Below are 13613 nucleotides of genomic sequence, written 5' to 3' on the forward strand. Positions count from 1 at the left end.
GTGTCCGTTGGCCAAGGCGGCTCATTCACCCGACAGCGTGTCTGCGGCAGTGGTCAGCGTGCTGACCGCGCCCAGCGTACCCGTCAGGGCGGCAATCACCTTGTTCCACTGGGTAAAGGGCGCCTCCGTGACGTACAGCGTGTCCTGGTCGCGGATCACGAAGTCCCGCGCCATGAACATGCCGTTGGGTTCGGTCAGGTCCAGGACGTAGACCATGCGCTGCGCTCCGATCAGGTCGTCGCGGCCAAGCACCTGGTTGGCCACCTCCGCAGGTTCGTTGCGCAGGACGAAAACGCCGGTCGGGTCCGCGGCGGCGGCCATCAGCCCGCCGACCTGGGCAATTGCCTCAACAGCGGAGATGACCTGGCTGTCAAAGGGCACACGCGCCTGGGTGCCGGTGGCCCCCAGCGCGGTGAAGGACCGGGTGTCCTCCTCGACAAGGATGCGGTCGCCACCGCGCAGGGCGATGTCGAACTTGGGGTTCTCGTAGAGGTCCTGGAACCAGATCTTGCCCTTGTGGTCGCCGCGCAGGACGGTGATCTGTGCGATTTCAGGATCGATGGAGATGCCGCCCGCGCGGGCCAGCATGGCCGACAGGGTGCGCGTCGGCCGTTCGATGGCATAGACGCCCTGGCCGCCCACGGCGCCCACCAGGCTGACGGTCGATCCGTCGCCCGCGACGCGGCGCACCTCGACCTGCGGATCGGGGGTCTGGTCTTCGAGCCGTTCGGTGATGATCCGGCGGATGCGTTCGGGCGTGTTGCCCGCGGCGCGAATGCGCCCGGCGTAGGGGACAAAGATGAAGCCTGCGCCATCCACCTGCACCTCTTCGAGGATGGTGGAATTGGCAGCCTCGGCGGCCAGCAGGCCGTCATCGACGTTTTCCCAGATGGTCAGGCCCAGCGTATCGCCCGGGCGGATCGTGTCAGAGCCCAGAACGCCTGCGTTCTTGAACGCTTCGGTAAACCCCAGCGCCGGAACAACAGAGGTCGCGCGCGTCACGCGGTCGTTTACGGAAACGATGAAGGCGTCACCCTCGCGCTGAACCGATCCGGCAAAAATTTCGCGTTTGTTGGGGCCAACGCGGGGAAGGCCGCAGGACGCCACAAGCGATACCGCGACCAGGAGCGCGACTCCACGCGCCCACCGGAGAGGGGGTTGTTTCACTGCTCGGTCTCCTCGACCTGTTTTGTTCTGCCTCAGGTTTTTTGTGCAACCTACCGGAGTCCGGCCAAAAAAGCCAGTCCGGGGTTGCCGGAGCGTCAGTGCACGACGCGCAACTGTTGCCTCGGCGCCGCGGTGCCACGGGACAGGGCATCATAGGGATCGTCGGGCGATAGCATCATGTCGACAACCTGCCGCAGCAGCTGTCGCCGCCCGCGTGCCGAATAGAAACCGCCGGGCAATTGCGAGGTTTCCAGCAGGTAGCGCCGGTAGTCCTTGTAGGCCTTGTTGTCCGGCCGTGTGGGCAATGCAAAAAAGTCCGGCAGGGGTTGGGTCGAGACGAACTCTGGCTTGGCGTAGACCGCGTCGCCGAAGACCTTGATCGGTATGCCACGCCACAGAACCTGCTGGGCTGCGGTGGAATTGACCGTCACCGCGCTGCGGGCATCGTTCAGGAGTTGCGCCAGCTTGCCACCGCGGACGTAGTGCACCCGGTCGGCCACCCCGTGTTTCCGCGCCGATTGCGCCACGGCACGGCGCACCTGCGCGCGGCCATCTTCCAGCGGATGGGCCTTGAACACCAGGTGATGGTGGCCCGGCGCGCCCTCGGCAAAGCCCGCGATTACCAGGTCGACGAAATCGGGCATCGTGTCGAACGGAGAGTGCTGCTGGAAGCTGGAATCATGTTCCAGCTGCATCAGAGCCAGGTGATAGGGAAATCCGCCCATGCGGATGCGCGTGGTCGCGATCACGCGATCCGCCCAGCCGAAAGGCATCAGCAGCAGACGTTTCAAATACAGCACGAATTCCTGGAACACGCTGAGCGAGCGGTGCGGCTGGAAGTTGCGATACTCCCCGTTCCGGAACATCACGAACCAGTGGTACAGCGCGCCGTAGAAGATGTGCTGGCGCATGTCGCCCCAATGGGCCGGAGGCAGCGGCGCCTCCATGTCCGACAGTTCGAGCGCCCGGCGCATGTCATCCACGCTCATCCGCATCAGCCGCGAATGCCCGTTCGAACCTCCGCGTTCATAGGTGACCCAGTAGGGCCGCATGTAACCTTCCTCGAAGACATGCACCGTCAACCCGCGCGCCTTGGCCTCTTCGACGGCCTGGGCGTGGATCGCCCGCACGTCGCCGTATAGCACGATGTCCGTGATGCCGCGCGCCTCGACGAGGTCGCAAAACCAGCGGCGCCACTCATCGGGGATGCCGCGATAGGGCAGGTAGCTTTTCGGGTGAAACCAGAAGGCGCGGTCACCGGCGTTGAAGCCCACGCGCCAGACCTCGGCACCGGTCTTGCGCAGCATGGCGCCGAGCCGGTGAAAGAACGGCCCGTGCGGTCCCTGAAGGAACAGAAAGACCCGTTTGTCGCCAGTTGCCTTGACCATGATGCCGCTATATGTCCGGTTGCTGAGCAAAGTTCTACCGCGCGAGTTCGACGAAAATAAGGCTTTGAAGGCCGGGAAAGGGCAAGGCATGTTCACAGGCATCGTCACAGACATGGGCACTGTTCGGACGCTGGAGCACCGCGGCGACCTGCGTGTGCGCATCGGCACATCCTATGACACCGCTGGTATCGACATGGGGGCTTCTATCGCCTGCAATGGTGTCTGCCTGACCGTCGTGGGCCTGGGCGACGATTGGTTCGACGTCGACATCTCGGCCGAGAGCGTCTCCAAGACCAATATCGGAGACTGGGCCGAGGGCATGCGGATCAATCTGGAACGCGCGCTCAAGGTGGGCGACGAACTGGGCGGGCACATCGTGTCCGGCCATGTCGATGGTGTCGCCGAGGTCGTGGCCATGGTGGACGAGGGTGACAGCACCCGCGTGACCTTTCGCGCGCCCGAGGCACTGGCGAAATTCATCGCGCCCAAGGGCTCGGTTGCGCTGAACGGCACGTCCCTCACGGTGAACGAAGTCGACGGTCGCGATTTCGGCATCAATTTCATCCCGCACACCAAGGAGGTGACGACCTGGGGCGGGATCAAGGTGGGCGACCGCATCAACCTCGAGATCGACACGCTGGCGCGCTATGTTGCGCGCCTGCAGGAATGGGGTTGAGCGCGTTCTGAACCGCCTCTGACCGGCAATGAGCGATACGGGACTCCAGACGCCGGATCACTCCGCCGGCTGAAATCCCACGATCAGTTGCCGCAGACCCAGCGCCGCCCCGGCAAAGATCGCGGCAAAGGTCACGGGCGCCGAGATGGCCAGCACGGAAAAGGCGCTGAGCCCCTGGCCGATGGAGCAGCCCAGGGCAATGACCGCGCCGCCGCCCATGAGGGCCGCGCCGATGATCTGGCGGCGCAGTTCCCTGGGGTCCTCGCAGGCCTCCCAGCGGAAGTGTCCCTTGAAGAGCGAGCCGATGAAGGCCCCGGCCCAGACGCCCGCCACAGAGCCTACCGCAAAGCTCAGGGGGCGGGCAGATCCGGTCATCCACCACAGGATCGTATCGCCCAGCGGGGCGGCAAAGCTGTGGGACACCACCGGCAGCGCCTCGAACCCGGTGCGGGCCACCCAGGATGTGCCCGCCCAGGCGCCCACCACGGCGAGGCCCACGGCCGCCGCCCAGGCCACCTTTGACGGCTTTTCCCAGACCGCGCGCGATGCCGCGGAGCCGATCAGGATCAAGGCACCGATCCCCATGCCGATCAGGTTGACCGAGATACCGCTCAGCGCGGCCAGCTGGTGCGCGATGCCCGGCGGCACCTCGGTCGTGACCGGCTCTTGCGGGAAAACCAGCGCGCGCAGTGGCGCCAGGGGGCCGGAGAGCACGACAAAGGTTGCCACGCCCATGACCAGCACGATCACGAAACTGCGCAGGTCACCGCCGCCCAGCCGGGCAATCGCGCCGTAGCCGCACATCCCCGACAGCGCCATCCCGTAGCCGAAGACGAGTCCGCCCAGGATCGAGGCCAGCGGCATCCAGCGGATCGACAGGTAGTAGGTCGCGGTATCGGCCAGGAGACCCGAGGCCATGAGGGCAAAGCTGCCCAGCACCGCCAGCCCGATCGCCATGCCCCACATCCGAAGCCGTACGGTGGACCCGCCATAAAGCGCGTCCTCGATTGCCCCCAGGGTGCAGAAGCGGCCAAGCCGTGCAGCAAGCCCCAAGGGCACACCCGTGGCCAGCCCCACCAAGGCGACCAGGTGATACTCGGTCAGATAATCCATCATTCACGGGCCCTCCTCCTGACCCGCCAAACCTGGCCCGCATACTATGCAAGTGTCCCCGAAACCGCGCAAGCGTCCTCGCGATGCGTTGGCCGCGCGGGCGTCAGGCCTCGTCGTCGTCGCGGCAGAACAGGTCGTAGACGCATTCCAGCATCTTTCGCGGCCTGTCGTCCGCCAGGCGGTAGTAGATCGCCTTGCCGTCCCGGCGCGGCACCACCAGCCCTTCCAGCCGCAGGCGTGACAACTGCTGGCTGACGGCGGCCTGGCGTGCGGAGAGCAGTTCTTCCAGCTCGGTCACGGATTTCTCACCCGTGACCAGATGGCACAGGATCATCAGGCGCCCTTCGTGGCTGATCGCCTTTAGAAAGGACGAGGCGGCGGTTGCCTTGTCCACGATGGCGTCAAGCTCGTCGTCCGTCAGATCGTCATGCAGTACCGGAAGTGCCATGCGTCCGCTCCACCTCAATCCTTGCCGGCTGTCTCGAAACCCGTGTGCTCGCCAAGAAGCTTGGCGAAGATCGGCCAGAAGAAATCCTCGCCCACGTAACCTTCCATCCGGGCGATCTCGGCGTCGCCTTTAACAAGGATGAAGGTCGGCGTGAAGTTCACACGGCGGGCATAGGTGATGCCCTCGGGCGGGCCCATATGCAGGTCGGCGCGCACCAGCGGGGCGAATTTGCCTTCATCCGTGTTAGGGTAGGCCGGCGCGATCTGGTCGTTCCAGGCCGCGCAATAGGCGCAGCCGGGCTGTTCCACCATGACAAGGCGATACTCGCTTGCCAGGGCAGGGAAGGTGGACAGGGCCACCCCGAAGCAGGTGACCAGAAGAAATATGAAAGATCGCATGTTGCACCGATTGACGCAGGCCTGACGGACAACTTAATCTGAATATGTGAATTGATCAAGGAAAGGCGCCACCAGTGCTCGACATTTCATTCGCGGGCGCAGCATTTGCCGGTCTGTTAAGCTTCTTCACACCCTGTATCCTGCCGATGGTGCCCTTTTACCTGTGCTACATGGCGGGGATTTCCATGTCCGAGCTGCGCGACGACGCGGGAATCACGCCCGGCGCGCAACGGCGGCTGATCCTGTCGTCTGTCTTCTTTGCCGCCGGCGTGACGACGATCTTTGTCCTGCTCGGGATGGGGGCGACGGCAGTGGGGCAGGCCTTTGCCGACTACATGGACTACCTGAAATGGGTGGCGGTCGCGGTCCTGTTCCTGTTCGGGCTGCATTTCCTGGGTGTGATCCGCATTGGCCTGTTGTACCGCGAGGCCAAGATCGAAAGCAGCGCCGAGCCGACCACGATCTTTGGCGCCTATGCGATGGGGCTGGCCTTTGGCTTTGGCTGGACGCCCTGCGTGGGGCCGGCGCTGGCCTCGATCCTGATGATCGCATCGGGGATGGGCGACATCGGGCGCGGCGGTCTTTTGCTGCTGGTCTATGGTATCGGCATGACGGCCCCTTTCATCATCGCGGCGCTGTTTTCGGGGCCGTTCCTGAAGTGGACGGCACGCCATCGGGACAAGCTGCAATATGTCGAGAAACTGATGGGCGGGATGCTCATCCTGTTTGCGATTCTCATCGCGACGGATACGGTGAACGTCATCGCCCAGTGGATGATCGAGACCTTCCCGGCGTGGACATCGCTGAGCTGACGGCATTTTTGGTACGCGGTCGCGGGACCGTCAGGGTCCGGCCGCGCAAAGTGAGAGGAGACAAGCGATGAAGACCTGGATCGGCGCGGCCCTGGCCGTGCTCATGGCGCTGCCGGTGGCGGCGCAACAGATGGGCGATGACGGCCTCTACAAGAACCCCTGGATGCGCGACACTTTCAAGGACCTGCGCGAGGATCTTGACGAGGCAAACGCAGAGGGCAAACGGCTTGTCCTCTTCTTCGAGCAGCGTGGCTGCATCTACTGCAAAAAGATGCACGAGGAGGTCTTCACCGACCCCGAGGTTTCGGAGTTTATCGCCGAGAACTACTTTGTCGTGCAGCTGAACCTGCATGGCAGCACCGAGGTGACGGATTTCGACGGCGAGGTGCTGCAGGAACGGGAAATGGCCCGCAAGTGGCGCGTGTTGTTCACCCCGACCATCGTTTTCCTGCCCGAGGACGTGCCCGAGGGTATGACCGCGATGGACGCGCAGGTCGCGGTGATGCCGGGTGCCTTCTCCAAGGGCACGTCGCTGGACATGTTCACCTGGGTGGCCGAGAAACGTTACGAGATCTACGACGAGACCGGCGAGGATTTCCAGCGCTACCACGCGCGCCGCATCCAGGAGCGCGACAACGGCAAGTTCGACTGAAACTGTCGGGATCGATTCGACGATGGTCGCAATTGACCGTTCCGGGGTGGGTCTGAGCGTGACCCACACCGACTGCCTCGAAAACGGGCAGAGAAAGGCGGGTGCAACCCAGGATTGCGTCTCGCCATGACCCTAAGGCGCTGGGAAAGCGTTGGCGAAGATGCCGGGCTGGGCGGGCGCGGAATTGCGCAACTTTTTGAAAAATATAGGTAAAATTCAGATCCTCCTTGGCCGGAGGCCAGGTGACCCAGCTTTGGCGGCCAATGCGGCATGCGACCAAACGGAGCAATAATTCATATCCGTGAATTTGTTGTTGCGTTCGTGCAACCCTGTGGCCTACGGTATACGCTAATAGCGATGAGCGAAGGTCCGATCTCAATGTCGGGTCGCAAGCCTAGGGAGGGAACATGAGGCTTACAGCAATCACCGCAGCGGTGGCCCTGGTGGCCGGTGCCGCATTTGCGGAAACCGTCGCCCCCGATGACGTTGTGTACGGCGAATACGGCGAAGTGAACGCATCCCTGACAGGTGTGCCGGGCGATGCGGACAACGGTCTTGTGGTGTTTTCGACCAAGTCCAAGGGCAACTGCGTGTCCTGTCACGCCGTGGCTCAGCTTCCCGATGTGCCCTTCCAGGGCGAAGTCGGCCCCGAGCTGACCTGGACCGGTGAGGCCCGTACCGCAGAGGAACTGCGCGGCATCGTGGCCAACGCCAAGCACACTTTCGAGGGCACCGTTATGCCCGCATTCTACAAGACTTCCGGTTTCATCCGTCCGGGTGACGGATACACCGGCAAGGCCCCCGAGGGCGATCTGCCGCCGATCCTGTCGGCGCAGGACGTCGAAGATTTGGTCGCCTTCCTTCTGACTCTCAAAGAAGAGTGACCGGGTTTATCTGAGGAGAAACATGATGGACTTCACGAGACGTGACACGCTGGCGCTCGGCGCCGGTGCCACCGCGATGGCCCTGCTTCCGCTGAGCGCATTTGCACAGGCCGACCCGAATGCCGAACTCGTCGGCGCCCCCGACGATTTCCTGGCCGGTGCCGATGCCGCCGCCGGTGACCTGACGCTGACCGCGCCGGAAATCGCCGAGAACGGCAACACCGTTCCGATCTCTGTCGACGCCCCCGGCGCCGTCGAGGTGCGCGTCTATGCGCTGGGCAACCCGACTCCGGGCGTCGCCACCTTCCGCTTCGGCCCGCTCGCCGGGTCGCAGGCCGCATCCACCCGTATCCGCCTTGCCGGCACCCAGGACGTGCAGGCCATCGCCAAGATGGCGGACGGCAGCTACCAGACCGCGATGAAGACCGTGAAGGTCACCATCGGCGGCTGCGGCGGCTGATCCTGCGGCTAACCTAGAGGAGTTCTGAGAAATGGCATCTGGTGTCAAACCCCGCGTCAAGGCCCCCAAGAAGGCATCCGCCGGTGAGGTCGTGACCATCAAGACCCTGATTTCCCACAAGATGGAATCGGGTCAGCGCAAGGACAGCTCGGGCAACGTGATCCCGCGCTCGATCATCAATCGCTTCACCTGCGACTTCAATGGCGAGAACGTCATTGACGTCGTGCTGGCCCCGGCGATCTCGACCAACCCGTACTTCGAATTCGATGCGACCATCCCGGAAGCAGGCGATCTGAAGTTCACCTGGTACGACGATGACGGCGACGTCTACGAAGAGACCAAGTCGGTCGCAGTCGGCTGACCAGAAGAGCTAGTCCTGCCCCGCACACCGCGGGGCAGGATCGCCAATCGGGAGGGTAACAACATGAAATTCAAGGCAATGACGGCTGTCGCCGCACTGCTGTTTGCGCCCGCGGCCTTCGCGGGCGGTGCCGACGACGACACGCTGATCGTCAACGGCGACATCGAGATGACGACCAAGGCTCCGGCGCCCGCCCACCTGGACGGTGTTCTGGACGAGATCATCTCGGGCTGGCACTTTCGCTCGGACGAGACTCAGCAGCTTCAGGCCGACGACTTCGAGAACCAGGGCATGATCTTCGTCGACCAGGCGATGGACATCTGGAACACGGCCGAGGGGTCCGAAGGCAAGGCATGTTCGGATTGCCACGCCGACCCTGCCGACAGCATGGCCGGTGTTGCTGCGACCTATCCCAAGTGGAACGAGGACGCCGGCGAGCTGCGCACCGTGCAGATGCAGGTCAACGACTGCCGCGTGAACCGCATGGGCGCCGACGCCTGGAAGTATGACGCCACCGATGCCGTCTCGATGGAGGCGATGATCGCCTCGCATTCGCGCGGCATGCCGGTGAACGTCGCCATCGACGGTCCGGTTGCCGATGCCTGGGAAAAGGGCAAGGAAATCTACTACACGCGCTACGGCCAGCTCGAGCTTGCCTGCGCCTCCTGCCATGAGGAAAACTACGGCAACTACATCCGTGCCGACCACCTCAGCCAGGGCCAGATCAACGGTTTCCCGACATACCGTCTGAAGAATGCCAAACTGAACGGCGCTCACAGCCGCTTCAAGGGCTGCATCCGGGACACCCGCGCAGAAACCTTCAGCCCGGGTTCGGACGAATTCATCGCGCTTGAGCTTTACGTCAAGTCGCGTGGCAACGGCCTGTCGGTCGAAGGCCCCTCCGTCCGTAACTGAATAAACGACCCCGCGTCAGGTGACTGGCGCGGGGTTTCTTCGTTCTAAGAAATTCACACATGCGCATGTGTGTCATGAGACAGAAAGACCCCTCCCCATGATCTCAAGACGCGATTTCCTGCAGGTGAGTATGGCGGCCTCGGCGATGCTCGGGACTTCCGGTTTTGGCAACTGGGCCCGGCTCGCCGCCCAGCAGAGCCTGACGCAGGACCAGCTTCTGCAATTCGACACCTTTGGCAACGTCAGCCTGATCCACGTTACCGACATCCATGCGCAGCTGATGCCGATCTACTTCCGCGAGCCTTCGGTCAACATCGGGGTCGGTGGCAACCGTGGCGCTGTCCCGCATGTCACCGGTTCGGATTTCCGCAAGCTCTACGGCATCGAGGACGGGTCGCGCTCTCATTACGCGCTGTCCTCCGGCGATTTCAGCGCCCTGGCGCAGGCCTATGGCAAGGTTGGCGGCATGGACCGTGTCGCGACTGTGGTGAACGCCATCCGTGCGGATCGTCCCGATGCCCTGCTGCTGGACGGTGGCGATACCTGGCACGGCTCTTACACCTGCTACCACTCCGAGGGGCAGGACATGGTCAACGTGATGAACGGGCTGAAGCCCGATGCGATGACCTTTCACTGGGAATTCACCCTGGGCACCGACCGTGTGACCGAACTGGTCGAGGGTCTGCCCTTTGCCGCATTGGGTCAGAACATCTTTGACGCCGAGTGGGACGAACCCTCGGAGCTGTTCAAACCCTACCAGTTCTTCGAACGCGGCGGCGTCAAGATCGCCGTCATCGGCCAGGCCTTCCCCTACATGCCGATCGCCAACCCGCGCTGGATGTTCCCGGAATTCTCCTTCGGTATCCGCGACGAGAACATGCAGGCAATGGTCGACGAGGTGCGCGCGCAGGGGGCCGAACTGGTCGTTTGCCTCAGCCACAACGGGTTTGACGTCGACAAGAAGATGGCCTCGAAGGTCACCGGCATCGACGTGATCCTGACCGGCCACACCCATGACGCGCTGCCGGAACCGGTGTTGGTGGGCGAGACGATCCTGATCGCCTCCGGCTCCAACGGCAAATTCGTCTCCCGCGTCGATCTCGACGTGCGCGATGGCCGCATGATGGGTTTCCGCCACAAGCTGATCCCGATCTTCTCGGACGTGATCGCGCCCGACCCGCAGATGGCCACCCTGATCGAAGAGCAGCGCGCGCCCTACAAGGCGGACCTCGAAGAGGTGATCGGCCAGACCGACTCGCTGCTTTACCGCCGCGGCAACTTCAACGGCACTTGGGACGACCTGATCTGCGACGCCCTGCTGAGCGAGCGCGAGGCTGACATCGCCATGTCGCCTGGCGTCCGCTGGGGGCCGTCGCTGATCCCGGGCGATGACATCACCCGCGAGGACATCTGGAACGTCACCAGCATGACCTACGGCAAGGCTTACCGGTCCGAGATGACCGGCGAGTTCATCAAGGTCATCCTCGAGGACGTGGCTGACAACATCTTCAACCCCGATCCCTACTACCAACAGGGCGGCGACATGGTCCGCATCGGGGGCATGGGCTACCGCTGCGACGTGAACAAGCCGCAGGGCGAACGGATCTCGGACATGGTGCTGCTCAGCACCGGCGAGGCCATCGACCCGGCCAAGAACTACGTGGTCGCGGGCTGGGCCTCGGTCAACGAGGGGACCGAGGGGCCGCAGATCTGGGATGTGGTCGAAAACCATATCCGCAAGCAGGGCACGGTTTCGATCCAGCCCCGTGACAATGTCGAAGTGGTCGGCGCCTGAACGCAACCACGTTTTTCCGGCGGGCCTCGGCCCGCCGAAATTCTCGCCAAGTCATTCACATAGATGAATGAAATGATCCGTAAGGAGAACGCAATGAGCAAGGAAACGAAAGGCACCTCCCGTCGCCAGTTCCTGACCAGTGCCGCGGCGCTGGGGGCAGGGGCCGTGGTCGCCACGGGCGCCCGCGCCGCCGGTCCCGACCCGCTGATCACCGAAGTGCAGGACTGGGCGTCCGGCTTTGGCCACGGCGTTGACGAGGTCCCCTATGGCCTGCCGATCAAGTTCGAGGACGACGTCATCCGCCGCAACGTGGAATGGCTGACCGCCGACACGATCTCGTCGATCAACTTCACCCCGATCCACGCACTGGACGGGACGATCACGCCGCAGGGCTGCGCGTTCGAACGCCACCACTCGGGCGCCATCGAGCTGTCCAAGCCGGATTACCGCCTGATGATCAACGGCCTCGTGGACCAGCCGCTGGTCTTTACCTATGACGACCTGGAACGCTTTCCGCGCGAACAGCACGTCTATTTCTGCGAATGCGCGGCCAACACTGGCATGGAATGGGCAGGCGCGCAGCTGAACGGCGCCCAGTTCACCCACGGCATGATCCACAACATGGAATATACCGGCGTGCCCCTGCGTACCCTGCTGGCCGAGGCCGGCCTGGATGCCGCCGGTGATTTCAAGGACAAGTGGGTCTATGTCGAAGGCGCCGATGCCTCCTCCAACGGGCGTTCGATCCCGATGGAAAAGGCGATGGACGACGTTCTGGTGGCCTTCAAGGCCAATGGCGAGGCCCTGCGCAAGGAGCACGGCTACCCGGTGCGCCTTGTCGTGCCCGGTTGGGAAGGCAACATGTGGGTCAAGTGGCTGCGCCGTGTCGAGGTCATGGATGGCCCGGTGGAAAGCCGTGAGGAGACCTCGAAATACACCGACACGCTGGCCGACGGCACCTCGCGCAAGTGGACCTGGGTCATGGATGCGAAATCCGTCGTCACCTCGCCCAGCCCGCAGGCGCCGATCAAGCACGGTCACGGTCCGGTGGTCATCACCGGCATGGCCTGGTCCGGCCACGGCAAGATCACCCGCGTCGATGTCTCCAAGGATGGCGGCATGACATGGGAAACCGCGCGTCTCGCCTCCGAAGGCCAGGACAAGGCACTGACCCGCTTCTACCTGGACACCACTTGGGAAGGCGAGGAATGGCTGCTTCAGTCGCGCGCGATTGACGAGACGGGCTATGTCCAGCCGACCAAGGCTCAACTGCGTGATGTGCGCGGCCTGAACTCCATCTACCACAACAACTGCATCCAGACCTGGCACGTCAAAGCCAACGGGGAGGCCGAAAATGTCGAAGTCTCTTAATCTCTACGTCGGCACCATTGCAGGCGTCGGCCTGATGCTGGTCGCCGCCTACAACTTTGCCGACCGCAATGTTGCGGATTTCCCGGAGAACCCGCAGATGCTGGGCGAACTTCCGGCGCCGATCCCCGAGCCAGAGGCCCCGGTCAAGACCGCCGCTGCCCCCGAGGCCGTGGACGGCGGCATCATCGGTGCCGCCCATGCGGACAACGGCGACAGCAAGGGCCTGCGCTTTGGCCTGGGCCGCGGCGCGCTGCCCGAGGAAATCGCCGCCTGGAACCTCGACGTGAGCCCCGACGGCACCGGCCTGCCGGCGGGCAGCGGCAATGCCTTTGACGGCGAAGCGATCTTCGAGGAACAATGCGCGGTCTGCCACGGCTCCTTTGCCGAGGGCGTGGGCAACTGGCCCAAGCTGGCAGGCGGTGACGGCACACTGGCGGATGAGGACCCGCTCAAGACCGTGGGCTCTTACTGGCCCTATACCTCGACCGTCTGGGACTACGTCCACCGCTCGATGCCTTTCGGCAACGCGCAGTCGCTGTCGGTTGATGATACCTATGCCATCGTGGCCTACATCCTCTACTCGAACGACATCATCGACGACGAGTTCGAGCTGAACCAGGACACGCTGCCCGAGGTGGTACTGCCCAACGCGGATGGTTTCATCATCGATGACCGGGCCGAGACCGAATACAGCAAGTGGCGGACTGAGCCTTGCATGGAAAACTGCAAGGACGGTCCGGTCGAGATCACCATGCGCGCGACCGTTCTGGACGTGACGCCCGAAGAAGCGGTTGAAGAACCCGCCGCGACCGATCCGGCCCCGGAGCCGGCCGCCGCCGTGGACCCGGCCCCGGAACCCGCTGCCGAACCGGCGGCAGACCCTGCCGCGGCCCCTGCCGCAACTGGCGCGCCGGACCCGGAACTGGTCGCCGCAGGCGAAAAGGTCTTCAACAAGTGCAAGGCCTGCCACCAGATCGGTGACGGCGCCAAGGATCGCGTCGGTCCGCAGCTCAATGGCATCGTCGGACGCGAAATCGGCTCTGTCGAGGGGTTCAAGTACTCCAACACGATGGGTAGCATGGGCGGCGCTTGGGATGCAGAGACTCTGGCGGCCTTCCTTGCTGATCCGCGTGGCACCGTGAAAGGCACCAAGATGGCCTTTGCCGGCCTGCG

Annotated in this window: 15 protein-coding genes; 10 read left to right on the forward strand and 5 right to left on the reverse strand. The window is 63.7% G+C overall.

All coding sequences use genetic code 11. The features are described 5' to 3' along the window. Positions 1-21: 21 nt before the first annotated feature. Positions 22-1167: a polysaccharide biosynthesis/export family protein gene (locus PVW46_RS04010; RefSeq protein WP_043144591.1), complete on the reverse strand. Its 1146-nt coding sequence runs from the start codon at positions 1165-1167 to the stop codon at positions 22-24. A gap of 95 nt (positions 1168-1262) precedes the next feature. Beyond that, entirely contained in the window at positions 1263-2555 is a 1293-nt protein-coding gene (locus PVW46_RS04015) for a capsule polysaccharide biogenesis protein (protein WP_069208134.1), read from the reverse strand. An 88-nt stretch (positions 2556-2643) separates the two neighbouring features. Between PVW46_RS04015 and PVW46_RS04020 the strand changes: the two genes are divergently transcribed. Continuing rightward, a complete protein-coding gene (locus PVW46_RS04020; RefSeq protein ID WP_069208167.1) occupies positions 2644-3231 on the forward strand; it encodes a riboflavin synthase in 588 nt (195 codons plus the stop codon). A gap of 57 nt (positions 3232-3288) precedes the next feature. Here PVW46_RS04020 and PVW46_RS04025 read toward each other — a convergent pair whose 3' ends face one another. The 3 genes from PVW46_RS04025 to PVW46_RS04035 form a co-directional block, all read right to left on the reverse strand. After that, positions 3289-4347 (reverse strand): YeeE/YedE family protein, encoded by a 1059-nt coding sequence (locus tag PVW46_RS04025; RefSeq protein ID WP_043144588.1) that lies wholly within the window; start codon positions 4345-4347, stop codon positions 3289-3291. Between the two features lie 100 nt (positions 4348-4447). Continuing rightward, positions 4448-4792, reverse strand: a complete 345-nt coding sequence (locus PVW46_RS04030; protein WP_043144587.1) for an ArsR/SmtB family transcription factor — start codon at positions 4790-4792, stop codon at positions 4448-4450. Between the two features lie 14 nt (positions 4793-4806). After that, a complete protein-coding gene (locus tag PVW46_RS04035) occupies positions 4807-5190 on the reverse strand; it encodes a thioredoxin fold domain-containing protein (protein WP_069208135.1) in 384 nt (127 codons plus the stop codon). A 74-nt stretch (positions 5191-5264) separates the two neighbouring features. On the opposite strand from PVW46_RS04035, the gene PVW46_RS04040 reads away from it, so the two are divergent. The 9 genes from PVW46_RS04040 to PVW46_RS04080 all read left to right on the forward strand — a co-directional run. Then, positions 5265-6002 carry a cytochrome c biogenesis CcdA family protein gene (locus tag PVW46_RS04040; RefSeq protein WP_043144586.1) on the forward strand — a complete coding sequence of 246 codons (738 nt, stop codon included), beginning with the start codon at positions 5265-5267 and terminating at the stop codon, positions 6000-6002. 67 nt (positions 6003-6069) lie between these two features. Continuing rightward, a complete protein-coding gene (locus tag PVW46_RS04045) occupies positions 6070-6654 on the forward strand; it encodes a thioredoxin family protein (RefSeq protein ID WP_069208136.1) in 585 nt (194 codons plus the stop codon). Between the two features lie 407 nt (positions 6655-7061). Then, positions 7062-7538, forward strand: a complete 477-nt coding sequence (soxX, locus tag PVW46_RS04050) for a sulfur oxidation c-type cytochrome SoxX (protein WP_043144582.1) — start codon at positions 7062-7064, stop codon at positions 7536-7538. Positions 7539-7563: 25 nt separating this feature from the next. Then, complete coding sequence (gene soxY / locus PVW46_RS04055) at positions 7564-7998, forward strand: thiosulfate oxidation carrier protein SoxY (RefSeq protein ID WP_043144738.1); 435 nt, start codon at positions 7564-7566, stop codon at positions 7996-7998. 31 nt (positions 7999-8029) lie between these two features. Then, a complete protein-coding gene (gene soxZ / locus PVW46_RS04060) occupies positions 8030-8359 on the forward strand; it encodes a thiosulfate oxidation carrier complex protein SoxZ (RefSeq protein WP_043144581.1) in 330 nt (109 codons plus the stop codon). Positions 8360-8422: 63 nt separating this feature from the next. Then, entirely contained in the window at positions 8423-9274 is an 852-nt protein-coding gene (gene soxA / locus PVW46_RS04065) for a sulfur oxidation c-type cytochrome SoxA (protein WP_069208137.1), read from the forward strand. A 97-nt stretch (positions 9275-9371) separates the two neighbouring features. Continuing rightward, entirely contained in the window at positions 9372-11069 is a 1698-nt protein-coding gene (gene soxB / locus PVW46_RS04070) for a thiosulfohydrolase SoxB (protein WP_043144579.1), read from the forward strand. A gap of 93 nt (positions 11070-11162) precedes the next feature. Beyond that, on the forward strand, positions 11163-12440 hold the full coding sequence (gene soxC, locus PVW46_RS04075; protein WP_139132224.1) for a sulfite dehydrogenase: 1278 nt from the start codon (positions 11163-11165) through the stop codon (positions 12438-12440). Further along, a partial coding sequence (locus PVW46_RS04080; RefSeq protein ID WP_274574793.1) for a c-type cytochrome occupies positions 12424-13613 on the forward strand: 1190 nt, incomplete at its 3' end. The genes soxC and PVW46_RS04080, both read left to right, overlap by 17 nt.

It is taken from the genome of Mameliella sp. AT18, from assembly GCF_028807275.1.
GTDB classification, from domain to species: Bacteria; Pseudomonadota; Alphaproteobacteria; order Rhodobacterales; family Rhodobacteraceae; genus Antarctobacter; species Antarctobacter albus.